The following is a 24,522-nucleotide window of genomic DNA, read 5'->3' as shown; positions in this document are numbered from 1 at the left end:
TCAGGGGCGGAGAAGCGAGGTCATGCCCTTGGAGACGTTTTCCGTTTTCGGGCTGCCTTGCTGCCATTCCACCTTGACGGCGGCGGATGCCGCCGTGTTGACGTGGACTTCGGAGACGTATTTTTCCGACGGCGTGACGATCCATGTGTTGCCTTCCTTGCGGACTTTACCGTTCCAGACGGTGGGTTTCCCCTGTGCATCCAGAATCAGCCATGCCGTTTGCAGGGCGTGTTCGGCAAGGCATTTGAATATTTCGTGTACGTCGTTGTCGCAGGAACCTCCCTGATGGTCGACTCCGTACTGGTAGTTGTAGCCGAAGACGGGGGTGGCATAAGGCGCTTTCCACCATTGGGAGATCATGGGGATGTAGGTTTCACCGACGACTTCGACCGAGCGGATGCCTTTGCCGGGTTTTTCCGGATTCGGCTTGAATACATCCGTGCGGATGCGGGGGTCGACCATGAAGGCCCACGAGAGTTCTCCCGTTTCCGGGTTCAGGAGGTTCGCACAGGCTCCCAGTCCGTTCATGGCTTGTTGCAGGTAGTCTGTTTTACCTGTGAGGCGGTAGAGGTCGAAGAGTCCGTAGAGTCTCCATGCGGTCCAGCCGTGCGGGGATCCGATCATGTTTTTGCACCACAGAACGTCGTACTGGGATTCCCAGAAGCGCAGGGAGCTGTTGTTCATGCGGCTGTCCGGCTGTACGAGCTGAGAAAGGCAGCGGTGTTTTTCAACGAGTTTTTCGGCGGCTGCGATGTATTTCGCCCGTTCTTCGGGCTGGGCGAAATGGCGAGCCCATGCCGCAAGCTGGGTGTAGGAGCAGGAGATCATGCCGTCTTCGAAGGTCATTTCCCCTTCGGTTTCGATGTTGTCAAGGTGGAGGGCAAGTTCATCGACCGCTTTCCGGACGGAGTCGCGGTGGCGTTCGAAGCGTTCTTTCCAGACGGGAGAGGTACGGGCGAGTTCCTGCTCCGCCATCATGACTTCCATGATGGATTTGGCAGGGTAGATTACGCAGGTGTAGTGGGTGCGCCCGGAGCGGTAGGCGCCATCCGGCTTCTGGGTGGCTAGGATGAAGTCGCACAGTTTGGCTGCCCGCTCAAGGTCCTGAATGTCTCCGGTGATGCGGTAGCGTTCCATGAAGAGGGAGGCGGCGCAAGCGTGGTTCTGGATGCGGTGGGGCAGGGCCGGAGCCGTGGGTTGCATGGTCGCGTAGTCGTACATGGTGGGGAACAGTTCGTTGAAGTCCTTGTCGATCTGCGCGTCCAGCTCCTTGTCGGGATTCAGGTGCCTCCATTTGAAGGAGGGGAAGAAGCCGTACCAGCCTTCGACGTGGCTGCCAGCCTTTTGCTTGGCTTTGACGGTCCATGCGCGGGAGCCGTCCATGTACCATGACCACGGCTGGCGGACGGTGATGACGGTTTCGGAGGTTTTGCCTTTGCCGTTTTCGATGGCGATGCGGTAGAATCCCGGCTCCTTCGGTGCCTGCCAGAGGATTTCCCTGTCTTTGGCTTCAGGCAGGGCGATGTTTTGTCCTTTGTGCTGAACCGTGGCTTTGGAGTGATCGGCACCCGCAAGGTGCAGGCGAATCTGCTCGCCGGGTTCGACGGTGTAGCGGTCGGCTGTGAGGTAGGAGGCATCCGTGTAACGGGAGGCACAGGCGGGCACTTCTTTCAGCGAGGGGATGGGTACGAGGTAGATTTTCCATGTGCGTTCTTCGCCGGGTTTGAGTTCGTTGGAGGTTTGCGGGGAGCGGGCGGGCAGGGGAGCGCCCGCCAGCAGGTTCAGGTTGATGCCGTTGATGCGATGGCCTCCGTTGTTGTAGTTCAGGCTCCATGCAGGGATGGCATCGGGGGAGAAGATGCCTAGGATGCTTCCTTCCGGCGACATGGCGTAGCCCCAGAAGTGGGTTTTTTCACAGCGGAGGAAGGTAGGAAAGTGTTTGGTGTTCCATTGCGGATGGCTGATCATGCATGTGTCGATGCCCAGTGTGAGGGCGAGGCTGTCGGGCGTCACTGCCGTTTTTCCCTTGTTGGCGACGGTGACGGTGGCGGCAAGGGCTCCCTGTTCGACGCCGTAGGAGATGCCCATTTTGAGGTCGCCCTGTTGAGCGGCAAAAGAGGGCGCATGCCCCGGCTGGCGGACGAGGACCGGGACGGTCTGGCGGCCTTGGGCATCGGTGATGCGGAAGGAGGGGCCTCCCCAGGCATTGTTGAACATGTCGATGCGCTGCTTGCCGAATTGAAGGTTCGTGATGTGTCCGGTTTGGGGGGCAAATGTGGCGGAGACGCCGTCTTTCTGCAGGGTGTCGGTACGTGCCGCGTTCTGGGAGGAGGGGGCGGTTTGTGCCGGAGAGGATTCGGCTGCCTGGGGTGTTCCCGCGAGAGGGAATGCCAGGCTGCCTGCAAGTAGAGGTGCCATGAAGAATCGGGACATATGTTACATATACGGAAGCGGGCGGATGTTCTTTCAGTTCAGAGGGAAGGTTTATCGGTGGAACCGTTTTTCGCCCGTTGATGTCCAATGGAATTCAGGACGGATGGCAATATGTCGCAAATCGTCTTTTTTTTCCTGTCGCGGCCCGGTTTCGTGCTTGCTGTTCCTTGCTAGGCTTTGTATAGTACGCCCGGTCGCGGCGCCATGGTGGCGCCGTCCGATTTCATTTTCTACTTATATTAATCCGATGATTCCTGCTACTGCTCGTGTGGCCATGCTGACTGGTCCGAAGTCCGTCGAAATGCGTTCGTATTCCATTCCCGAAATTTCCGATGACCAGATTCTGGTCAAGGTGGAAGCTTGCGGTATTTGCGGTACGGACGGCCATGAATACAACCGCGATCCCTTCGGCCTCGCTCCGGTGGTGCTCGGCCACGAAGGTACGGGCGAGATCGTGAAGCTCGGCAAGAACTGGACGGAAGATACGGCCGGGCGTCCGCTGAAGGTAGGCGACAAGATCGTGACCTGCATTCTTCCCTGCGGCAAGTGCGATCCCTGCAAGAATATGCCGGGCCGCGTGAATATGTGCGAGAATGTGGGCGTGTATGGCCTCATTCCCGACGACGATGTGCATTTCAACGGTTTCTTCGGCGAATATATTGTGATCCGCCCGGGTTCGACTGTGTTCAATGTGAGCGATCTGACGCTCGACCAGCGTATTCTGGTGGAACCTTCCGCCGTGGTGGTGCATTCTCTCGAACGTGCGAAGACGACGGGCCTGTTGAATTTCAGCTCCGTGGTGCTGGTGCAAGGTTGCGGCCCGATCGGCCTGCTGCAGATCGCCACGCTGCGCACGATGGGTATTGAGAATATTATTGCTCTGGACGGCAATGATTCCCGCCTTGAGATGGCCCGCAGCATGGGTGCGATGAAGGGGATCAATTTCACGAAGTACGACGGTATCGAAGCGATCGCCGAAGCTGTGAAGGCAGCCAACAACGGACACTTGGCCGATTTCGTGTTCCAGTGCACGGGCGTGGGCGCAGCCGGAGCCAATGCATGGAAGCTGGTGAAGCGCGGCGGCGGCCTGTGCGAAGTGGGCTTCTTCATGGATGGCGGACAGAGCGTGATCAACCACCATTACGATATTTGCAATAAGGAAATCACGGCCGTCGGTTCGTGGCTCTACACGCCGCAGGATTACGTGATTACGTTCGACTTCCTGAAGCGTGCCTATGGTATCGGCTTGCCGTTGACCGATCTGATTTCCCATCGTTTCAGCCTGGACAATATCGTTGATGCCTTTGAGACGAATGTTCAGATGAAGGGTATCAAGGTTGCGGTGATCGTCGAATAATCCCGGTTCCGTTTTTACGGTTTTTCAAGACCTCCGGTTTCCTTCCGTACCATGTCGGTTTCCTTGCCTGGAACAGTCGTGTGTGCTTCGGAGCCGGAGGTTTTTCGTACCCGCCGGTCGGAGTGCGCCGCTTCCATTCCCTCTTTTGCATGAGTGCCGTTGTTCAGCCGTTTGCCGTGGCGCCGGAGGCATTGCCGACGGTAAGCCGTTCGCCCCGCGTGGCGTGGGTGGATATCGCCCGCGTGATTACGATGCTGGCGACGATGCTGACGCATGCGCCGACAGTGATGTCGATCAAGCAGGGGATGTGGTTCACAGGATCGGGCCGGATGTGCCTGCTGTTCGTGGTAGCCGGGTATTTCATGGCCCGCAGTTGTCCGCCGGGCGTCTGGTTTCCCCAGTTGAAGCGCGCATGGCGCATGATTGCCGCCTATGTGCTGCTGATCGGCCTTTATATCATCTGCCTGGGGTGGACGAGGTTCTGGATGTGGCAGGTGCTTGATCCTCTGGCGGATGGCGATTGGGAGGAGCGGCTGGATGTGCTGATGCACGTGTTCGGTATCGGAGATCAGCCGCCGGGGCCGTTCTGGTTTTTGAGGGATTTGATCCTGCTGACTCTGGCCTGCGGTTTTCTGGCGGCTCTGGGACGCAGGAGGTGCCTGTATCCGCTGATTATCGCCTGCCTGTGTTTCGGGCAGGGCTTGGCCTGCAACCATTTCATGATCGACGGCTATCAGGTGATTCATCCCCGGGAGATCGCCTTTTTTGCACTCGGCATCAGCCTGACGTCGATTCCCCTGACGGCGATTGCCTCTTTTCTCCGTAGGCAGAGCTGGTGGATCGTGGGGCTGTTTGCAGTGGTTTTGTGGTATGAGGCGAAGACTCTGCCGCATATGTCCCATCTCGGGATCGTCTGCTATATCGGCGCGACGTGCGTTGTGGCTTTGTGGATCGAGCAGCTTTTTCCCCGGTTTGCCCGGTGGATGGCAAGCTTGGGGCAGACGGTGTTCCTCGTGTATGTGCTGCACATGCTGGTGATCAGCCTGCTGGTGTATTTGCTTCCGTTCGATGTGCAGGATGCGTCGTTCCCGAAATGGTGCTGGTTTTTCGCCGTACCGGCGATTTATTTGCTGATCCATTATCTGGGGATGGGCATCAAGCGCGTGAGTCCGGAGCTTTTCGATCTGCTCGCGATTCGTCCGCCGCGGAACGCCGCCAAATAAAAGGCCCGCCTTGTTGCAGGCGGGCCGTCGGGAAAGACCGGATGGAGAGGTTCAGACCTCGGGGCGTTCGCGGAAGAGTTTGGCGACGCGTATGTATTTGCACGCGTGGTCGTAATTGGCCTGTTCGACGCTTTCGTCGAGTGTTTTGACGACTTTTGCCGGAGAGCCGAGGACAAGGGAATGGGGGGGGACGATGGTGCCCTTGGTGACGAGTGCATTGGCTCCGACGATGGAGCCGAGGCCGATGACGGCGCCGTCCAGGACGGTGGCACCCATGCCGATGAGGCATTTGTCTTCGACGGTGCAGGCATGGAGTGTGACGCTGTGGCCGACGGTGACATATTTACCCAGATGGCAGCCATAGTCGTCCGCGAGATGGACGCAACAATTGTCCTGAATATTGGAGCCTTCGCCGACGGTGATGCTGTTGATGTCGCCGCGCAGGGTGGTGTTGTACCAGATGCTCGCGTCCTTGTCGATGCGAACCCGGCCGATGAGGTCGGCGCTGGCGGCGATGAATGCGGTGGGATCGATGGAAGGAGTGTGTTCGTAAAACTTCTCGATAGCCATGAGTGAATGATACGCTCCGCCCGGCGGGTTGGCGATGATGCAGTCTGTCATTGGCCGTGGGTGGTGCGGAGGTGACAACAAGGGGCCGCAGTTGCCTACGGCCCGCCGGGAAATGAGTGCTGCCGCGTGGCGTCAGCGGTTTTGCCGCCCTTCGTTGTCCGGAGTGATGCGGATGTCTGTTTTTGCTCCTTCCAGTCCCGGCGACGAGACGGTGAGGGTGGCTTGCCCGGAGGCGTTCCGCCTGGATCGGAGGATGACCTGCGCCATGCCGTTGTATGCTTTGATGTGCATGGTTGTCTTTTTCTCCGGGTTGGACATGGTGGTGAAATCGGTGGCATCGCCGTTGCAGATGCCGACGATGTCCGCCGGGCCGTCGATTTGGAAGGTCAGGTCGTTCTTGGAGCGCGGGACGATGTCGCCGCGTTTGTCCCGGATGGTGACGGTGAGGTAGGAGAGGTCGCGTCCGTCGCCGCTGATGGTGGAACGGTCTGCTTCCATGGCGATTTTCTGCGGTTCTCCGGTCGTGCGGACGGTTTGTTCTGCCCAGGGTTTGCCTCCTTTTTTGACGACGGCTTTGAGTTCTCCCGGCTGGTAGTTGACGTCTTTCCACACGAGGCGGTAGCGGTCGTCGTCCGCCTTGCCCTTTTTGCGGGTGCCGAGGGACTGGCCGTTCAGGAAGAGTTCGGCTTCATCCCCATTGGTGTAGAGGTGGACGGGGGTGGGCTCGCCTTTGCGCTCTTCCCAATTCCAGTGGGGCAGGATGTGGGCGACAGGCTGCTCGTGTTTCCAGCGCGCCTGATAGAGGAAGAAGCGGTCTTTCGGGAATCCGCAGAGGTCGACGATGCCGAAATAGGAGCTGCGCGAGGGAGCGCGGTGGCCGAGTTCCTGAAGTTTCTTCATGTAGGCTTCGCGTTCGGTGGGCGACGAGAAGTTGAGGGCGTTGGTGGCGTCGCGGTTGTAGGGAGTGGGTTCTCCGAGGTAGTCGAAGCCCGTCCAGACGTATTCGCCCGCGACTTTGGCGGAGTCGTCCTGCCCGGCGAATTCGATGTCGGGGCGGTTGGCCCAGCCCGGGGCGTAGAGGTCGTAGGAGCTGACCTGGAAGTTGAAGAAGCCTTTGGATTTGTCCCAGTCGACGGGGAAGAAGTATTCGCCGCGCGAGCTGACGCAGGAGGATGTTTCACTGCCGAAGAAAGGCTGGTTGGGCCGTTTTTGGCTGAATTTTTTGTATTCCCATGGCTTGTAGTTGTAGCCCAGCACGTCGAAGGTGTCGCCGAAGCCGTTGTAGCCTGCTTCGGGGATGCTGCATCCGACGCCCACTTTGCGCGTGGGGTCTTCCCGGTGGAAGAGTTCCGTCAGGCGGCGGGAGGTTTCGAGATGCTGCGGTTTGCGATGGTACTGTTCATGCACTTCGTTGCCAGTGCTCCACAGGATGACGGAGGGGTGGTTGCGGTCGCGGCGGCAGAGGTGGATGAGGTCGCGCTCGTGCCAGTCGTTGAAATACCGGTGGTAGTCGTTCGGTTTTTTGAGTTCGCGCCACATGTCGAACAATTCGTCGATGACGAGGATGCCGTGGCGGTCGCAGAGGTCGAGCAGTTCCGGTGCGGGCGGGTTGTGGGTCATGCGGATGGAGTTGGCTCCCATTTGCTTGAGGATTTCAAGCTGGCGTTCCAGTCCCCGGGTGTGGACGGCGGTGCCGAGCGGGCCGAGATCGGAGTGCTGGCAGACGCCCTTGAGTTCGACGCGCCGTTCGTTGAGGTAAAAGCCGTCGGGCCTCCATTCGATGGAGCGTATGCCGAGGGGTGTCAAGCGGGTGTCGACTGTTTTGCCGTCGATTTTGACGGTGGTGCGTACGGTGTAGAGATGCGGGTTTTCCGTGTCCCAAAGCGTGGGGTTGCCGACAGTCAGGCGTCCGGTGACGATTCCTTCCTTGCCGGGGGCGAGCGGCTGCCCCTGGGATTCCGCCCGGGCGACGACCTGAAGGCCGTCCGTCGCATCCCGGATGTTGTCCTGCGTGGGGCTGGATGTGTTGCCTCGCGGCATCGGTTTCAGGATTTCCTGTACGACGACGGGGGTGACGGTTTTTCCGGTGGTGTTGGCCACGGTCGTGTCGACGTCGACAGTGGCCTGCTGCGTGGATACCTGAGGAGTGCGCAGGTAGATGCCCCAGTGGCCGATGTGGACGGGGGCGGCTTCGGTGAGCCAGACGTGGCGGTAGATACCGCCGCCGGGATACCAGCGCGAGGATTCCGGCGGATTGTCCACGCGGACGGCAACGGTGTTCGGCTGCCCGTAGCGGAGGAAGGGGGTGATGTCTACGCGGAAGGAGGTGTAGCCGTATTTCCATTCTCCGGCGAGTTGGCCGTTGACGTAGACTTGAGGTTTGGACATGACGCCGTCGAAGTCAAGGAAGAAGCGCCGTCCCTGTGCATCTGCGGGTACATTCCATGTTTTGCGGTACCAGCCGATGCCTTCCCACGGCAGTTTGCCCGTTTCATTGGGAAGGTCCATGCGGAAGGGGCCTTCGATGCCCCAGTCGTGCGGGAGGTCGAGGGTACGCCATGCCGCGTCGTTGAAGAGCGGCGAGCGGGGATCCTTGGCCTGTTCTTCGGACGGGACGAGGGGGGCGATGCGTTTGCCGTCCGCATCGGCGAGTATGAGTTCGCGGACGCTGGCCCAGTTTCCGTTGCCCGTGCCGAAGACGGTGAGTTTGTAGTATCGGTGTTTGCCTGTTGCCGGGACGGTATCGCGGGTTTCGTTGCCGCTGCCGTTCCGTTTGTCTGCGATGGCCGTCCATTGCTTGCCGTCGGCGGAGCCTTCGAGAAGAAAGCGGTGGGCGAGTTTCTTTTCCCAGTCGATGGAGACGGTTTGCGGCGAGACGTCCGCTCCCATGTCCAGAATGATGTGGTGTCCTTCTCTGGCGTCGGCGGCGCACCAGCGCGTGGCGGGGTCTCCGTCGATGGCGTGGGCGGCCAGGTTGGCCTTTTCCGAGCTGTCGGCGCTGATACTGCCTGCGGCTCCGCCGGGTTCGGGGGTGATGGAACCGTCCGGCATGGTGCCGAAACGCGAGAATTTCCACCCGTAGTCGAACGACGCGGTGCGACCCGGTCCGGACGGGTCGGCAAATGCCTGGGAGACGGTCAATGCCGTCAGGCAGAGGATGCTGCGGGAGAGGCGGGAATACATGTCTTCCTCTTTACTGGCCTTCGGTGCGGTTTCTTTCATGCGATGTCATGATCCGCTGTTTTTGTCACATTTCGAGGTGTGTTTTGCCTCATGAAGACGGGATACTGCCGGGAATTTTCCGTTTCGGCAAAATGATGCCGCAGGATCGTCTAAAAAGTAGGATTATTCTTCATAAAAACGTTGACAGTATGGGGGCTTCCCCGTACACTGCGCGCATGCGAACCATATTTCCTATTTCCTTAGGTTTGGCGTTGTTTGCATGCGCTGCATCTGCCCAGGAAACAACACCTTCCGCTGACAAATCTTCTGTTCCGGCCGCTGTTGTTCAGCCCGCTTCCGAAGAATCGAAGACGGATGCCGCCATGAAGAAGCTGATTGCCCTGCAACAGGGGGTGAATGATCTCCTTGAGGATATCAAGGATAAGGCATCCGCCGATGCAGCTGCCGAATCTTTGGTGAAGAGCAAGCAGGAAATGAAGGCGATCGTGGACGGGATGCCGAAGGAGCTGACCGAAGAAGAAAACGTTCATGTGGAACAGGTTTATACTCCCCGCGTGGATGAGCTGGCCGCCGAATACGCCAAGCTGGTGGCCGAATTGAAGACGAAGAATTTTTACGATTCCGAAGCTTTGACCAAAGCCTTGAATCAATAACATTTTTCAGAAGTGTTGGTAAAGGCCGTTTGCCTGCTTTTCAATATTTGTCTGGGAATTGCAGGGTTCCGTGAATTGGGTTTCGATTCATGGTTCGGTTCGACGATGTCGATGGTATTGGCCTCGGTGTGTGCCGTGGCGTTTTCCCTGCTGCTGCTTTACGTGTTCGGGCGCAAACCTGCCCGGCGGTGAGAGTTTGATGAATCAGGCGCAGGTGCGAGGCATGGATATGCCTTGGCCTGCGTTTTTTACCTTTTGCCCGCCGTGAGGATGAGGGGAATGGTACAGTCGTGGATGTCGTGCGGAAGGGTGTCCTGCATTTGTTCGGGGAAGGCCGTGGAGACGAGCCGGGCCTGCCGGCAGAGAGGCAGATAGCGGTCATAATAGCCGCCTCCATAGCCGAGGCGGTTACCGTCTTTCGTGAAGGCGACTCCCGGCACGATGATGAGGTCGGCTGCCTCCGGTGCGAGGAGCGGCAGAGCGGGTTTCGGAGCGAGAATGCCGAGAACGCCCGGCTCGAGGTCTTCAACCGGGTTCCGGACGAGGTGGAAGGCGAGTTTGCGCCCGGGCAGGCACAGGGGGAAGTGGTAGCGGTGCTGCGGATGATCCTTCAGCAGGGGCATGAGGTCGACCTCGTGTGCCAGCGGTGCGAAGAGGCAGATGTTCAAAGGGGTGTCGCCGGACAGCAATGGTGCGAGCCGGGTTCGCAAGTCGGCTGAATAGTGTGCGCGCGTTTCGTCCGGTAGGGCTTTGAGCCGCGAGAGGACAGCCCCCCTCAGTTTCTGTTTGAGTAGGGCTGTGGAGGTTTCGGGCATGGCCGGTTCAGCGGGATTGGCGGCCGAACAGGGCAAGCATGCGGCCCGTGTTGCCTTGCTCCATGCGGTAGGAGTAGAAGGTTTCGAGGTCGGCAGCCGTATCGAGCCCGCTATCCGTGATGTTGGCCGGGAGGATGCCGCATGCCTCAAGCTGCGAGGCGATGGTGCCGGGGATGTCCATTTCGTAATGGGGCGGCCGGATGCACGGGGAGATGACGGCGATGCAGTCGGCAGGCTTTACTTTCAACATGCTGCGCATGCCGTGCATGGCGGACGCGACGATGTTGTTTTCCGTGCCGACCTTGCCGGAGTGGAGCAGGGCGCGGGAGCCGGTGACGGTGTCGTAGATCCAGACTGCGGCGCAGTCGGCCACGTAGATGCCGAGGCAGCAGTCTGCGACGCCGGAGCAGAGCAGGCCGTCTACGCCTTCGACGGGGTAGGAACAGCCGATGTCACCGACGAGGGCGACTTTGTTGCCATGCACCTGCTGGGCGCGTCGGAGGTCGATGGGGTTGATGCCGTCTTCCCTGAGGATGCGGTCATGTTCGGGTTGCAGGCGTGAAAGCATTGTCGCCCGGTCCGTCGTCGTTTCAATACCGGGAATCCGGGTGATGAACTGGGCGTAGTTTTCGGGGTATGCGTTCAGACCACGAAGGTACGAAGGCGTGTTCATATGCGTGTGTGTTCAGGAAAGGGTCAAATGGCGCTGGCTCCTGGAAAGGGCGGAGGCAGCGGGAGCAATGGTCGCTTCCGTGTCGACGGGGGCGTTGCTCATGATGTCGGCCAGATCGCGGGCGATGTTGGCACGCATGCGTTCGACGAGTTCCGCGCCTTGTTTGGTGATGCGCACCATGATTTTGCGGCGGTCGGATACGGCGGACGTGCGGGCGGTGAGGCCGAGCTCCTGCAATTTGTCCACCATGCCGGTGGATGCAGCGGTGGAATGGCCCATCATCTTGGCGATGCTGCTCATGGAGAGGCAGTCTTCACTGGCGAGATAGGCGAGGAGGAAGAATTGGGGGTAGGAGATTTTGTCCTGGCTCAATTCGCCGGAAAGGCGGAGGATGCATGAACGCTGGGAAAACAGGATGAAGTCGGCAAGTACCTGTGCATCATGGGCTGTTTGTGTTCCTTTTGTTTGCGTGCGCGTAGCTTTCATGTCGGGGTTCCCTTGAGTCGGATATTACGGAAATCCTGATGATTAGGCAAGGCGAAAATTTTCGGTTTTCCGAAAGAGTCGGAAATGAAAACGGAGGGGGCAAAGGATGTGGCAGCGGTTATGCCGGCACCTGTACCATATCTTGTATGATGCCTGTTTTTCACCATGTTGCAAAAAAGATGCGAAATGAGGGAAAGCAGGGTGTTTTTACGGTTTTCTTCAGCTCCAGGCATTCCGGATGCGGTCGATTTCGTCGCCGTCCATGTGCGGGGCAAGGCGGTGCAGCATGCGCTGGAAGTATTCCGGGCGGGTCCATCCGTGCAGAGGCTGGGGAACGGGTTTAGCATATTGCCAGGTGGGTACGGGGAGGATGAGGTCGACGATCTGTTCGGCTTTGGGGGCGATGCGGCAGAGTGTGCCGCAGATGTCCGCATGGAGGCCGGGATGGGCCTTAAGGCAGTCGAGCAGCCATTCGCAGCTCAGGGCGTTCGGCGTGGCATCCAGCTCGGCAAGCCATGTGCTGAGGGTTTGTTCGTTTTCCTGGCTGATGACGGTGCGGAGGACGGGCAGGAAGCGGAGGTCGCTCAGGCTGAGGGTAGAATCGAGCAGGGGCGTGCGTGAGGGAAGGGGTTCGGCGGTTTCCGGCAGGGGCATGGAAAGGAGGTTGCAGAGTTCTTCGATGCCGGTGAATCTTTCCGCCGCAGTAGGCGGGGCGAGGGTGGCGATGAGGAAGGCGGCGTGGCGCCGCAGGGAGGCATCGGGATCGGCCAGAGCGAAGCAGAGGAAGGCTCGCCAGCCGTCGCCCTTGCGCTGGACGATGAAGCGGGAGAGCTGGGAGAGGCAGCGGAGGCGTTCCGGCGCTGGGGTGTAGCGGACAAAGTGGGGGTAGATGCCGAGGCTGTATTCAACTTTGTCCGTGTCGTTGCAGGTGGTGAGGCCGTAGGCGATCATGGCGAGGGGCCATTGGGAGGCTCCGATTTCATGCAGCCGGACAGGGTCCATGACGAGAGCGGCAAGGCGGCGAAGTTCGGAGAGCGAATCGGTCTGATCTTGAAAAAGTCCCATGCGCCTATCTATTACTTTCCTCCTTGGAAGGCAAGCCCAAACTTCATTGTTGACACGCGGACTCTCTTTCCCTAGGCTCGGCGGAGTTCGCATGAGTGCTGCCATCCGCCGTTCCCGCCGCCGCCGCTTGCGGCCCGACCAGCTTCTTTTGCTGCTTCTGCTGGGGCTTGCATCCCTGCTGTGGGAGCATTGTACGAACGATGCCTCGGATACGAAGGTTTCCCCGGCTGCCGTCGAGTATTCTTCGGACGATTTGGGGCCGGAAGGCAGCCGTGTGGATGTGCCTGCCGCCGGAAAGCCGCTGCGGTTCATGATGTATAATGTGCAGAATTATTTCGTAGCGGGCGAGAGGCGGCGCGCTTCGTACCCGGTTTCGATGAAGTCCGATGAGGCGAAGGATGCCGTGGCGGATTGCATCGCTTCGGTGAAGCCGGATGTGATCGGCCTGGCGGAGGTCGGGGGCAGGGAAGCGCTGAATGATTTGTCTGCACGGTTGAAGAAGAGGGGTATGTCCTATCCTTATGCCAAGGTGCTGGAGAGGGACGGCGAGGACAGGGCTTTGGCCTTGTTGTCCGCGCATCCTCTGGCGGCGGATGATTCCCGCGCGAATTATCCTCTTTACGGGGATCACCGGAGGCAGATGCTGCGTGGGATTCTCGATGTGACGGTGAAGCCGGAGGACGGCCGCCTGTTTCGCATTGTGGGCGTGCATTTGAAGTCCCGGGTGTCGGAGGATCGTGCGGCAGCCGCCAGTCTTCGCAGGCGCGAGGCGGAGACGGTGGCCCTGTATCTGGCCCGGCTGATGCGGAGCAAGCCGGGGCTGCCTGTCGTACTGTTCGGAGATTTCAACGACGGTCCGGCCGATTCCGCCGTGAGGACGCTCGGTTCGGGCAATTCGTCGTCCGTCCCGATGGAGCGGCTGAATCCGAAGGATTCGCGCGGGGAGGCATGGACGATTTATTACAGGCCGGAACATGTGTACCAGACGTTCGACCATATTTTCGTGAACCGTGCGTTGAAGGAGAGGCTGGGGGACAGGAGCCGTTCCGGCGTGGTGGATATTCCCTCTGTGAGGAAGGCGAGCGACCACCGCCCGGTTTGGACGGATATCCGGTGAAGAGGCCGGTTTCGCCGCTTCCGGCGGTTGACGCCGCCTTCCGTTTGTTGTATGATGTCTGCCTACGATGAGTTTACGCGCACGACTTCAGGAGATTCTGCCCGGCCTTCTTCCACGGGACAGCGAGCATGCCATCAAGGGCACCGAGCTGATCCGCCTCGTGCGCTCCGTGCTGGGCGACGAGTATTCCGACCGTTCCTACCGTTCGCATTTTTCGTTCATGGTGCTGGATCCCGATTCCTGTCTGGCGCGCGTCGAGAACGGACAGGGGTATTATTTCAAGGATGCGGAGCAACAGGCCGATTCCCGTTCCCTGCATCCTCTGTTCGAGGCGGGTGCGGCTTCCAAGGCGGAAGGGTACGATCGTTACCACAAGGCGCTTGCCCTCGTCGTCAGGTCGCTGGATACGGCCGGGCTGGGCGTGTTCGTGTACCCTTCGCAGGATGATTTTTCGTGGTTGCATCCCGATGTCGTGGCGGTGCAATGGTCCGAGGGGCATTGGGAGGAAGATGCCTTTGTGATGAATGAGGAGGTGTGCCGGGCATGGGCGGATTCAGGAGAGTCTCCGCTTTCGTACCGGAGCATTTGCCTGTCTTTTGCCGAGGAGAGTAACCGCCGCGCTTTGTTCCGCGCCTTGTCCGCCGGGTTGTGGGCGCAGGAGTGCGAGCTGGTGCTGGTGGGCGAGGCTCTGGCTCAGGAGGAAGAGGATGAGCTGCGCCTGTGCGCTTCGCAGTACGGTGTCGGGATTTCCCAATGGCTGCTGCCGGACGGGCTGCTGGAGAGGCTGCCGAGGGCGGACGAGATTTTCCGCGCCGGACGGGAGGAGGCTCTGGCGCTGGTGGAGCAGATGCACGTGCGGCGGATTGCCGTGCCCCGGTATCGGGCGGAGGCGGCACACGTTTTCGCCAATCTGGATCAGACGGATTTGCAGGCGATGTATTACTGGACATGGGGATGCCTCGACAGGGGGCGCGTGGAGCCGTACGAATTCCGTGTGTCGGTGTCCTGAATGCAATGTTGGTGGCATGCTGCTGCGTTTTGGTGTTGCCGTGCGGGCCGACGGTGTGCGATAATGCATCAACATGAAATTTTCAGGTTTTTGGAAGAAGTTAGGAGTTGTTTGCTGCCTGAGCGGCATGATGGCCGGGGCGTTGTTTGCTGCTCCGGCCGATGCCGGACAGGAAAAGGTCTATCCCGAAAAGTCGATTCTGGTGCAGGATTTCGGCAACGGGAGCCGCAAGTTGCTGACGCCGCGTGCTGTGTACACGGGGCCGGATGGCAGGATGGTCGAGCTGATCGGGGCGGTGCATGTGGGGGAGAAACAGTATTACAAGGATTTGGAAGCGATTTTCGGGCAGTGCGACAAGCTTTTGTTCGAGATGGTGGGCGGCGAGGATATTCCCCGCATCGGTGAATTGCAGCGTAAACTGAAGAGCGGCGGGATGCTGACTGCCGAGGAGGAGAAGGAGATGGAGCAGATGCTCGTCAAGGCACAGAAAGTGCGCGATGACGAGAATGTACTCATGAAGCTGCTCGGGCCGATGTACGCGACCATGGCGAGCGCCTTGGGCATGGTTTCCCAGAAGGACGGAATCGATTATTATGCGCACAGTACGTTTGTGCATGCGGATATGACGGCGGCGGAGTTCGATCAGGAGTTGGAGAAGCGCGGCCAATCGATATGGTCCGAGGTGACGTCGATGTCCGATCGTCAAAAGGTGAGGGACAGTATGGATATCGATCTGCTGGGTATGGCGGGAGCTTTGTTGAGCGGAAATTACCGTTATTTGAAGGGGGAAGCGATTAAGCTGATGGCTTCGGCCGAGGTAGGCGGCAAGGCAGAAAAATGGTCGGTGATTCTGGATGGACGCAACGAGAAGTGTTTCGAGGTGTTCGATTCGGTGAATAAGGACAAGGAGAACAAGCATATCGGTATTTTCTACGGTTCCGCCCATTTGCCGGGTATGCACCGGATGCTTCTGGACCGCGGGTTCAAGCTGGACAAGGTGGAATGGCTGGTGGCCTGGGATACGGAGACGGTGCCCAAGTAAGGATGCTGCCCCGTTTTTTGCGCGGCTGGCAGGCTTTTTGTTTGCCTTGATTGCGGTTGTTGTGTCACGATAGTGCCATGTTGACATCTACCTTGATGAAGAAATGGCTGTTCGGGCTGGGTGCTTTTGCCGTGTTGTGCGGCGGGTCCCTGTATGCCGGACAGGATGCCGATACGGATGCCTATGTCGAGAAGGGGCTGAAGGTGGTCGATCGCGGCGAGGGCAGGATGCTGCTCCAGATGCCGCATGCGTTCTATACGGGGCCGGATGGCAGGCAGGTCGAGCTTCTCGGCGCGGTTCATCTTGCGGACAAGAAGTACTACGATCATCTGAATGAGCTGTTTTACGATTACGACAAAGTTTTTTTCGAGATGGTGGGCGGTGAGGATATTCCCCGCTGTGCGGCCCTGATGCAGAAGGTGGAGAACGGCGAGGGGCTTTCCCTGCCGGAGATGAAGGAGCTGCAGGATATCATGAACAGGCAGCAGGAGAGCGCCCGCAAGTATTTTCTGATGGGGTTGCTCGAGCCTTATTACGATGCGCTTGCGGGAATGCTCGGTTTGGCGACGCAGTCGGAAGCCATTGATTACATGAGTGCGGGCATTTTCGTGCACGCGGATATGTCGTTGAAGGAGTTGAAGTCGGCCATGGAGAAGAAGGGCGAGTCGTTCGTGAAGTTCATGCTGATGGATTTCATGTCGGACGATGAAGAGAAGCCTGCGTACGAGCCGGATCCGGTGCTTTTCGTGGCGGCCCTGTTGAGGAAGGATACGCGTTTTCTGCGTTCGGAGCTGATCAAGGTGATGGCTTCCGAGGAGGAGAAGGAGTCCATGACGGATTCGGTGATTCTTACCGGGCGCAATGAGAAGTGTTTCGAGGTGTTCGATGCCGTGATGAAGGAGCCGGGGAATAACCGCGTGGCTATTTTTTACGGAGCATCTCACCTGCCGGGTATGCACAAGATGCTTTTGGACCGCGGGTTCAAGCTGGACAAGGTGGAGTGGATGACGGCCTGGGATACGGACGCCAAGCCTTGACGCCTGAAGATGTTTTTTTCATGAGCCGCTTCCGGAAGAGGGAGCGGCTTTTTTGATGTGCCTGCCGCGGGGAAGATGCGTAAAGCCCCTGCGCCGGGCGAACCGGGCAGGGGCTTTGCGTGAAGGGATGGACGAAGGCGATCAGAGTTCCTGAACGACGATTTCGTGCGTCTGGCCGCCGATGTTGAGCGTCATCTTGTTGCCGTTGATGATGGCGGAGCATCCTGCGGTGGTGACCGGAATGGAAGCGATGGAGGCCGGAGCGGGGGCGGGCTTGGCCGTGGGCGCTTCGGGTTTCGGCTTGTTCGGGTTGTAGTAGTCTTCAAGCTGCTGCGGGAACATGGCGTAGATGACACATGTTTCGTCGTCGGTGGGGAGTCCCTTGGCGGCGAGTTTGGCGCGGAGGTCTTCCATGCCGGGCTTGATGAGGTCGGCCGGGCGGCAGGTGATCGGTTCCTTGCCCATTTTTTCGGCGCAGAGTTTCTGCACGTCGGGGTCGACGGGAGCCGGGGTGTGGCCGTAGTAGCCGAGGGCGATGTCGGCAGCCTGCGGGGTGATATTCTTCCAACGGCCGAATTTGACGTTCATCATGGCCTGTACGCCGACGATCTGCGAGGTCGGGGTGACGAGCGGGATCCAGCCGAGAGCTTTGCGGACGACGGGGATTTCGGCGAATACTTCGTCGAATTTGTCGCTCATGCCCTGTTCCTGAAGCTGGGTGCGGAAGTTCGAGAGCATGCCTCCGGGTACCTGGTAGCGCAGCGTGTCGGAGTCCACCACTTCATTTTTGTGGGAGGTGAATTTGCTGAGGCTTTCGTAGATGGGCTGGAGCATGGCCTGCACTTCAACGAGTTTTTCCGCGTCGTATTCGGGGCAGCGGGGGTTGCCCTTGAGGAGTGCGAGCATGCGGAGGCAGTCCGGCTGGCCAGTGCCGTTGGCAAAGGGGGCGATGGAGACGTCCACAGCTCCGGCTCCGGCATCAATGCCGGCGATGAGGGTGGAGGCGCCGAGTCCGGCGGTGTCGTGGGTGTGGATCCACACGGGGATGTCGACGGCTTTGCGAAGTCCGTCGACGATGGCGAAGGTTTCGCTGGGCGGGATGAGGCCTGCCATGTCTTTCAGGACGATGGCATCGGCTCCCATGGCGGCGATTTGCTTGCCGAGTTCGACGAAGCTTTCGACGTTGTGGACGGGGGAGGTGGTGTAGCAGATGGTGCCGTGTGCCTGCGCCCCGGCGGCCTTGGCGGCGCGGATGGAGGTTTCCATGTTGCGCGGGTCGTTGAGGCAGTCAAAGATGCGGAAGATGTTCATGCCGTGCTTGACGCTGCACTTGATGAATGCTTCGACGACGTCGTCGGCATAGTTGGTGTAGCCCACCATGTTCTGGCCGCGCAGGAGCATCATGTGCGGAGTTTTGGGGGCTGCTTTCTTCAAGGCGTCGAGTCGGTCGAAGGGAAGTTCTCCAAGGAAGCGAAGGCCTGCGTCGATGGTGGCTCCGCCCCAGGTTTCAAGCGCGCTGAAGCCCATGCCGTCGAGAATGGGGGCAATGGGGAGCATCTGCTCGGTGGACATGCGGGTCGCGGCCAAGGACTGGTGGCCGTCGCGGAGTACTGTGCAGTTGAATGTAACTGGTTTCATATAATCAGGATTGAAAATTCGCCTTGAGGGCTTTTTCTTCTGCACTCAGCATATACTATCAGGATATGCTGAGTCAAGCTGTTTCGGTCGATTGTCACCGATATTTTTGGAATTGTTCTAATAAATAGATTGGAGGCAGTGACGTGCCGGTTTTATTCTTCCGGTCGTCCCGTGTCGGGACGCGAGAAGTGCCGTTCGGCGCCCTGATTGATCATGCGGGCCACTTCGTGAAGTTCGAGAGCAGAGGTGTCGAACTGGTCGTGCGCCGTTTCTTCGTACATGGGGCGGCGCGTGGCGAAGAGCGTTTTGAGGCGTTCCGCCGGGTCGACGTTGTGCAGGAGAGGCCGGTTGTTGGCCCGTGCCGTGCGCTGGATCAATACGGGTACATCCACATTGAGCCAGACGTTGTATCCGAGCTGCCGCAGGAGGGTGCGGTTTTCCGGGCGGATGACGATGCCTCCACCCGTGGAGATGATGTAGGATGCATCCGTTTTTTCCTGAACGAGGTAGCGCAGGAGGGTGGTCTCGAGTTTGCGGAAGTAGTCTTCGCCTTCGTCGCTGAATATGTCTGCGATGTTTCTGCCGAGTTGTTCTTCGATGACGAAGTCGGTATCCAGAAAGGGGGTGCCTCTCAGTTTGCTCAGTTCACGGCCTACGGTCGTTTTGCCGCAGCCCATGAGCCCGATGAGGATGATGTGCCGATGGCGGTTATGGCTTCCTGATGGTGACATGGTGAAGTGGCTGAGGCACCCCGCGGGCAGGGAGATTGTCCCGTCCCCCGGGCAGGTTTGGATACTCATGGCTCAATGTTGTTCGAGCTCTATTTCTCCGGTCAATTCGATGTCGCCTTCGAAGACGAACAGCGCCGGGCCGGTCAGGGTCACATCGGTGAAGTTGAGTCCGTCCCGTTTGAAGCCGATGGAGAGCGTGTCGCCTCCGGCGACGTCGAGCTTGATGGGGGAAGGGGCATCGGTCAGGGCTGCGTGGAGCAGGGCGGTGGCGGTCATTCCGGTGCCGCAGGCGAGCGTTTCGTCTTCGATGCCGCGTTCGTAGGTTCGGATCTGGAGGTGCTGCGGGTTGAGGATGGCTGCGAAGTTGGCATTGGTGCCGGCGGGCGAGAATGCCTTGTGGTACCGGAGGTAGGAGCCTGCCTCCACGATGTCGAGATCTTCCACGGAAGGGAGGAAGACGACGGCATGAGGTACGCCCGTGTTGATGAAGTGGACGGGTGCCAGTACGGTGTCGTCGGCCGGAAGGACGTTGATTTGCAGGTCTTTCGGCGTGGTGAGGCTGATGGTGATGTTGCCGTCGTCTTCGAAGCGGGCGCGTATGAGGCCTGCGGCGGTTTCAAAGCTGATGTCGCCGAGGTCGCCGTCCGTCAGGGCGGAAGCGAATGCGGCGAAACATCTGGCTCCGTTGCCGCACATGTCGGCTTCGCTGCCGTCGGCGTTGTAGTAGCGCATGCGGTAGTCGCCCTGGCCCCGGGAGGGTTCGACGGCGAGCAGGCCGTCTGCTCCGATGCCGAAGCGGCGGTTGCAGAGCGCTTCAATGGTTTCCGCATCAAGGTGCGGCGTGAGAGAGAGATCGCGGTTGTCGACCATGACGAAGTCGTTACCCGCCCCCGTCATTTTGTAGAAGTGGAGAAGCATGATTGCTTATTATACCATCAATGCTCCGGATGGCAAGCTGTGAGTGTTGTTATGTGATACGATGTTGATGCTTTGTTTTTTGTGATTGATGTGTGTTACAGGTTCTTTTCGTAGCAGATGAAAGGTTTGGCTTTTCCTTTGAACCGGATGCGGCCGACGGGGCGGTAGCCGCATGCCTGAAGCAGGGCGTTCATCGACGGGTTGGCGGTGTGGGTGTCGGTTTTGAGGGAGCGGGCGGTTGCCTCCGAGGCTTTGGTTTCGGCGAAGTCGAGAAGTGCTTTGCCGATACCTTCGCGGCGGAAGGCCGGAGATACGGCCATGCGGTGGATGACGAGGGACGGGGGATCGGTTTGCCATGGCAGAGGGGCATATTCTTCCGGTTCGCAGGAATTGATGCAGGCAAAGCCTCTGAGGGAGCCGGTTTCGGCGGCGTCTACATGGAGTGTGCCGGAGGCGATGTCTTGCAGGAAGTCGCCGGGGGTGGGGTAGGTGTGATCCCACTGGTCGTTGCCGCTTTCGTGCATGATGGCTATCGTTTCGCGCACGATGTGCATGATGGCGGGAAGGTCTGCTGCGGTGGCGTGTCGTATTGGCATGGCGGAGGATGTGAGGAGGTTGATCGTTCAGGTGCCGCTCTGTTTTTTCATGACGAGGTAGGAGATGCTCAGGGTGATGCAGGCGATGAGCGCAAGCTGGCGCAATTGCATGCCGATTTGTTCGAGGCCGTAGCCTTTCAGGAAGATTCCCTGGACGATGTGGATGATGTGCGTGAGCGGGTTCCACTGGGTGCAGTGCTGGAGGAAGGCGGGCATGTTCGCCACGGGGGAGAGGAGCCCGGAGATGACGATGGCGGGCACGAGGAAGCAGAAGGTGCCGATGAAGGCCTGCTGCTGGGTGTTGCAGAGGGAGGAGATGAAGATGCCGATGCCGCTCATGGCGAGGGCGAACAGGAGCATGGCTCCGTACATGACGGCCAGCGAGCCGTCGAACGGTACGCCGTAGAGCCAGACCGCGCCGATGGTGATGATGGTGCCCTGCGCCAGTGCAACGATGATGGCGGGTACGGTTTTGCCGATCATGATCTGGAAGATGGAGAGGGGGGTGACGAGGAGCTGTTCGTAGGTGCCTTCTTCCTTTTCCCGTGCGAGGGAGAGGGTGGTGATCATGAGGCAGGACATGGAGGAGATGAGGGCGACGAGGCCGGGCAGGATGAACCAGCGGTATTCGAGGGAGGGGTTGTACAGGCTGCGGGTGACGATGGCGGTGGCGATGGGGAGGTTCGGCACCAGTTCGGCATTCATGTTCTGAATGATGGTGTTGACGTAGCCGAAGGCGATCTGGGCGGAGTTGGAGCGTCGTCCGTCGATGAGTCCTTGCAGCCGGGCCGTTTCTCCCCGGGCGAGCCGGGCGGAGAAGTCCGGCGGGATTTTGACGACGAGCATGACGTCCTGCCGGTCGAGGGCGTTCCGTACGTCATCGTCGTTGTAGTAGGTTTCGACGCGGTGCATGTACGGCGAGGCGGCGAGCCGCTGGACGAGTTCGTTGGCGGTGGTTCCTGCATCTTCGTTGTAGATTCCGAGGGTGCAGTTTTTCACTTCCATGGTGGCTACGAGCGGGAAGATGATGAGCTGGATGATGACGGGTACGATGAGCATCCGGGCGCTCTGCGGGTGCCGGAAGAGGTTTTGGAGTTCCTTGACGATGAGTGTGGCGAGGCGGCGGAACATGATTTTGGTCAGTCGTCGAGTCGTTTTTTCGTGTACCGGGCAGTGAGTCCGATCCAGAAGACGGTGGCGAGGAGGAGGAAGATGATGTTGATGCAGAGTATGTAGGCGATGTTGCCCGCCTGGAAGTGGGTTTGCAGTGCGTTGACGAAGTAGCGGGCGGGCAGGAGGTAAGTGGCGGTGCGGATGGCCCAGGGCATGCTGGTGATTTCGAAGATGAAGCCGGAGAGGAGCATGTTGGGCAGTAGGGCGGTGAGCAGGGCTGCCTGCGCTGCATTGAATTGGTTGCGCAGGGTGGTGGAGAGGAAGAGCCCCATGCCGAGCGCGCTGCCGAGGAAGAGGGCTGTGAGCAGGTAGAGCAGCCACCACGAGCCGCGCATGGGTACGCCCATGATGGAGGTGGCCACGAGGGTGCAGACGGTCATGGAGACGAGGCCGAGGCCGAAGTAGGGGATGGTTTTGGAGAGGAGGAATTCGGTACGGGTGACGGAGGAGGCGAGGAGGGCTTCCATGGTGCCGCGTTCCCATTCGCGGGCGACGATGAGGGAAGTGAGGATGGCCCCGACCATGGACATGATGACGGAGATGGAGCCGGGAATGAGGTTGTAGCGGCTGATGCATTCCGGGTTGTACCAGTAGCTGGGTACGGCTTCGATCATGGGAGGCGGTTTGGTTCCTGCTTCGTCGAGCATGGATTGGTATTCGAGCGCATAGGCTCCTTGTACGTAGGCGGCGACGAAGGTGGCGCTGTTCGGTTCCGCTCCGTCGGCCAGAAGCTGTACCTGCGGCGGCCTGCCGCTGCGGAGCCGGGCGGAGTAGTCGTTCGGGATGACGATGCCTGCCTGGAGGTCTCCCGTTTCGAGGCGGTTCATCATGGTGTCCCTGTCCTTGAGCAGGGTGGGTTTGAAGGAGGGGGAGCCGGTGAAGCGTTCGTACAGGCGGTAGCCGTCCGCCCCGTTGTCTTCGATGAGTACGCCGATGCGGGTGACGGTGGTGTCGAGGTTCAGCCCGTAGCCGTACAGGAAGATCATCATGAGGGGTAGGACGACGGCGAGGAGGATGCTGCTGGGGTCCCGCATGATCTGGCGGCTTTCCTTGACGATGAGGGCGCGGAGCCTTCTCCATGAGATGCGGGGCGGGGTCACGCGCCGCCTCCTTTCTCGATGAGGGAGATGAAGGCCTGTTCCATGGTGGGATCGGGGTGCCGTTCCGTGGCGGCGGAGGCTTTCAGGGCTTCGGGGGAACCCATGGCGATGATTTTGCCCCGGTCGATGATGCACATGCGGTGCATGTACTGGGCTTCGTCCATGAAGTGCGTGGTGACGATGATGGTGATGCCCTGTTCCGACATGGCGTTGATGCGTTCCCAGAATTCGCGTCGTGCGATGGGATCGACGCCGGAGGTCGGTTCGTCGAGGAAGAGGAAGGCGGGGCCGTGCATGACGGCGCAGGCGAGGGAGAGCCGCTGCTTGATGCCGAGCGGGAGGGTTCCGGCATCATGGTTGATGTATTCCTCCAGAGCGAAGGCATGGACGGCTTCTTCGATTTTTTCCTGCTGCCGGGCGCCGGAGAGGCCGTAGATGCCGGAGAAGAAGACGAGGTTCTGCCGGACGGAGAGGGTGCCGTACAAGGAAAATTTCTGCGCCATGTAGCCGATCTGCTGGCGTGCGCGCCGCGCGTCTTTGCGGAGGTCGATGCCGAGGATTTCGGCGCGTCCGCTCGTGGGGCGGAGCAGGCCGCACATCATGCGGAATGCGGTGGTTTTGCCCGCGCCGTTGGGGCCGATGAGGCCGAAGATTTCTCCGGGCATGACGTGGAAGTTCAGGTGGTCGTCCGCGACGAAGTCTCCGAATGTTTTCGTCAGGTTTTCGGCGATGACGACGGGTTTGTCCGGTGCGCGACCCGCAAAGCGGCTGTCCATGGCGGGCGTGGCGGGATGGTTTTTGACGCCCCCCAGCAGGTCGATGAATGCTTCTTCGAAGGTGGGTCGCACGAGTCCGATGTCCGGGAATTCTTCCGTCCATCCGCCGGGGGTGAACGGGGTGCGGAGGAGCAGGCGGATGCGGCTGCCTTCGATGACGCCGTCCAGCACGTCTTCCCGTGCCTGGAGCCGCCGCAGGGTGGAGATGCGGCTCTGTTCCGGCGGTGTCAGGGAGACGGTGCGCCCTTCGAGCTTTCCGAGCAGGTCGCCGGGCTTGCCGAGGTAGTGGATGCGGCCTTCGTGAACCATGCAGACGCGGTCGCACTGTGCAGCTTCGTCGAGGTAGGAGGTGGCCCAGACGATGGCGATGCCCTGCGCACGCATCCGGCGGGCGAGGGCCCAGAGTTCGCGGCGGGAGAGGGGATCGACGCCGACGCCCGGTTCGTCGAGCAGCAGGATTTCGGGGTTGCCGAGCATGGCGCAGGCAAGGCCGAGTTTCTGTTTCATGCCGCCGGAGAGTTTTCCGGCGGGGCGTTCGGTGAAGGCTTCGAGCCCGGCGGTGCGCAGGAGTTCCCGTGTCTGTGCGGCGGCATCATCGGGCTGTACGTTGTGCAGGTCGGCGTAGAGGGCGAGGTTTTCGCGGATGGTGAGATCTTCGTAGAGGCCGAATTTCTGCGGCATGTAACCGATTTTCGAACTGAGCAGGGCATGGTCCTGCACGGGATCCCTGCCGAGGATGCGGACCGTGCCGGAGGAGGGTTTGAAGAGGCCGGCGAGGAGCCGGATCAGAGTGGTTTTCCCCGCGCCGTCCGGGCCGACGAGGCCCAGCACTTCGCCACGGGATACCGTGAGGCCGACGCCCGACAGGGCCGGGTGCGCTTCATCCGGGAAAACGTAGCCCAGGTCTGCCGTTTCGATAATGTCCAT

21 protein-coding genes are annotated in these 24,522 nt (G+C 59.8%); 7 read left to right on the top strand and 14 right to left on the bottom strand.

Annotated elements, in window-relative coordinates:
* A complete protein-coding gene (locus PYTT_RS00990) occupies positions 1 to 2,418 on the bottom strand; it encodes a hypothetical protein (protein ID WP_141675678.1) in 2,418 nt (805 codons plus the stop codon).
* Positions 2,419 to 2,680: 262 nt separating this feature from the next.
* On the opposite strand from PYTT_RS00990, the gene PYTT_RS00985 reads away from it, so the two are divergent.
* Together PYTT_RS00985 and PYTT_RS00975 are read left to right on the top strand one after the other, a co-directional pair.
* Complete coding sequence (locus PYTT_RS00985) at positions 2,681 to 3,790, top strand: zinc-dependent alcohol dehydrogenase (protein ID WP_083076373.1); 1,110 nt, start codon at positions 2,681 to 2,683, stop codon at positions 3,788 to 3,790.
* A gap of 149 nt (positions 3,791 to 3,939) precedes the next feature.
* Positions 3,940 to 5,013: an acyltransferase family protein gene (locus PYTT_RS00975; RefSeq protein WP_141675677.1), complete on the top strand. Its 1,074-nt coding sequence runs from the start codon at positions 3,940 to 3,942 to the stop codon at positions 5,011 to 5,013.
* Between the two features lie 51 nt (positions 5,014 to 5,064).
* Here the strand turns inward: PYTT_RS00975 and PYTT_RS00970 are convergent, their stop codons facing one another.
* Both PYTT_RS00970 and galB read right to left on the bottom strand, forming a co-directional pair.
* Positions 5,065 to 5,634, bottom strand: a complete 570-nt coding sequence (locus PYTT_RS00970) for a gamma carbonic anhydrase family protein (protein ID WP_245741047.1) — start codon at positions 5,632 to 5,634, stop codon at positions 5,065 to 5,067.
* A gap of 81 nt (positions 5,635 to 5,715) precedes the next feature.
* Positions 5,716 to 8,805: a beta-galactosidase GalB gene (gene galB, locus PYTT_RS00965; RefSeq protein WP_245741046.1), complete on the bottom strand. Its 3,090-nt coding sequence runs from the start codon at positions 8,803 to 8,805 to the stop codon at positions 5,716 to 5,718.
* A 323-nt stretch (positions 8,806 to 9,128) separates the two neighbouring features.
* Between galB and PYTT_RS00960 the strand changes: the two genes are divergently transcribed.
* Positions 9,129 to 9,419: a hypothetical protein gene (locus PYTT_RS00960; protein ID WP_141675676.1), complete on the top strand. Its 291-nt coding sequence runs from the start codon at positions 9,129 to 9,131 to the stop codon at positions 9,417 to 9,419.
* A gap of 248 nt (positions 9,420 to 9,667) precedes the next feature.
* Here PYTT_RS00960 and PYTT_RS00955 read toward each other — a convergent pair whose 3' ends face one another.
* The 4 genes from PYTT_RS00955 to PYTT_RS00935 form a co-directional block, all read right to left on the bottom strand.
* Positions 9,668 to 10,234: a 5-formyltetrahydrofolate cyclo-ligase gene (locus tag PYTT_RS00955; RefSeq protein ID WP_067772407.1), complete on the bottom strand. Its 567-nt coding sequence runs from the start codon at positions 10,232 to 10,234 to the stop codon at positions 9,668 to 9,670.
* 7 nt (positions 10,235 to 10,241) lie between these two features.
* Positions 10,242 to 10,907, bottom strand: coding sequence for a purine nucleoside phosphorylase YfiH/LACC1 family protein (locus tag PYTT_RS00950; protein WP_067772405.1), 666 nt, complete (start codon positions 10,905 to 10,907; stop codon positions 10,242 to 10,244).
* 12 nt (positions 10,908 to 10,919) lie between these two features.
* On the bottom strand, positions 10,920 to 11,393 hold the full coding sequence (locus PYTT_RS00945) for a MarR family transcriptional regulator (protein WP_067772403.1): 474 nt from the start codon (positions 11,391 to 11,393) through the stop codon (positions 10,920 to 10,922).
* 219 nt (positions 11,394 to 11,612) lie between these two features.
* Positions 11,613 to 12,458, bottom strand: coding sequence for a hypothetical protein (locus PYTT_RS00935; RefSeq protein WP_067772393.1), 846 nt, complete (start codon positions 12,456 to 12,458; stop codon positions 11,613 to 11,615).
* Positions 12,459 to 12,549: 91 nt separating this feature from the next.
* Here PYTT_RS00935 and PYTT_RS00930 point away from each other — a divergent pair, with 91 nt between their 5' ends.
* From PYTT_RS00930 to PYTT_RS00915, 4 genes are all read left to right on the top strand, one after another.
* The gene (locus PYTT_RS00930; protein ID WP_067772390.1) at positions 12,550 to 13,575 is read left to right on the top strand and encodes an endonuclease/exonuclease/phosphatase family protein; all 1,026 of its coding nucleotides are present in this window, start codon (positions 12,550 to 12,552) and stop codon (positions 13,573 to 13,575) included.
* Between the two features lie 67 nt (positions 13,576 to 13,642).
* Positions 13,643 to 14,584: a hypothetical protein gene (locus PYTT_RS00925; RefSeq protein ID WP_067772387.1), complete on the top strand. Its 942-nt coding sequence runs from the start codon at positions 13,643 to 13,645 to the stop codon at positions 14,582 to 14,584.
* Positions 14,585 to 14,657: 73 nt separating this feature from the next.
* Positions 14,658 to 15,626 (top strand): TraB/GumN family protein, encoded by a 969-nt coding sequence (locus PYTT_RS00920; RefSeq protein ID WP_141675675.1) that lies wholly within the window; start codon positions 14,658 to 14,660, stop codon positions 15,624 to 15,626.
* A gap of 77 nt (positions 15,627 to 15,703) precedes the next feature.
* Positions 15,704 to 16,663, top strand: a complete 960-nt coding sequence (locus tag PYTT_RS00915; protein ID WP_067772381.1) for a TraB/GumN family protein — start codon at positions 15,704 to 15,706, stop codon at positions 16,661 to 16,663.
* A gap of 141 nt (positions 16,664 to 16,804) precedes the next feature.
* On the opposite strand, the gene PYTT_RS00910 is transcribed toward PYTT_RS00915, so the two are convergent.
* The 7 genes from PYTT_RS00910 to PYTT_RS00880 all read right to left on the bottom strand — a co-directional run bounded on the left by PYTT_RS00910 (position 16,805) and on the right by PYTT_RS00880 (position 24,522).
* Positions 16,805 to 18,301 (bottom strand): pyruvate carboxylase subunit B, encoded by a 1,497-nt coding sequence (locus PYTT_RS00910; protein WP_067772378.1) that lies wholly within the window; start codon positions 18,299 to 18,301, stop codon positions 16,805 to 16,807.
* 152 nt (positions 18,302 to 18,453) lie between these two features.
* Positions 18,454 to 19,101: a shikimate kinase gene (locus tag PYTT_RS00905; RefSeq protein ID WP_083076366.1), complete on the bottom strand. Its 648-nt coding sequence runs from the start codon at positions 19,099 to 19,101 to the stop codon at positions 18,454 to 18,456.
* A 3-nt stretch (positions 19,102 to 19,104) separates the two neighbouring features.
* Positions 19,105 to 19,950, bottom strand: coding sequence for a diaminopimelate epimerase (dapF, locus tag PYTT_RS00900; protein WP_067772375.1), 846 nt, complete (start codon positions 19,948 to 19,950; stop codon positions 19,105 to 19,107).
* Positions 19,951 to 20,045: 95 nt separating this feature from the next.
* Positions 20,046 to 20,546: a GNAT family N-acetyltransferase gene (locus PYTT_RS00895; protein ID WP_067772373.1), complete on the bottom strand. Its 501-nt coding sequence runs from the start codon at positions 20,544 to 20,546 to the stop codon at positions 20,046 to 20,048.
* Positions 20,547 to 20,573: 27 nt separating this feature from the next.
* Positions 20,574 to 21,677 (bottom strand): ABC transporter permease, encoded by a 1,104-nt coding sequence (locus tag PYTT_RS00890; protein ID WP_067772370.1) that lies wholly within the window; start codon positions 21,675 to 21,677, stop codon positions 20,574 to 20,576.
* A gap of 8 nt (positions 21,678 to 21,685) precedes the next feature.
* Positions 21,686 to 22,819 carry an ABC transporter permease gene (locus PYTT_RS00885; RefSeq protein WP_067772368.1) on the bottom strand — a complete coding sequence of 378 codons (1,134 nt, stop codon included), beginning with the start codon at positions 22,817 to 22,819 and terminating at the stop codon, positions 21,686 to 21,688.
* Positions 22,816 to 24,522: an ATP-binding cassette domain-containing protein gene (locus tag PYTT_RS00880; protein WP_067772365.1), complete on the bottom strand. Its 1,707-nt coding sequence runs from the start codon at positions 24,520 to 24,522 to the stop codon at positions 22,816 to 22,818. The genes PYTT_RS00885 and PYTT_RS00880 overlap by 4 nt, the downstream gene beginning before the upstream one ends.

This window comes from Neoakkermansia glycaniphila (assembly GCF_900097105.1).
In the GTDB taxonomy this organism is placed as follows: Bacteria; Verrucomicrobiota; Verrucomicrobiia; order Verrucomicrobiales; family Akkermansiaceae; genus Akkermansia; species Akkermansia glycaniphila.
Note: the sequence above shows the minus strand (reverse complement) of the source record. Positions and strands in the feature narration are given on the sequence as shown.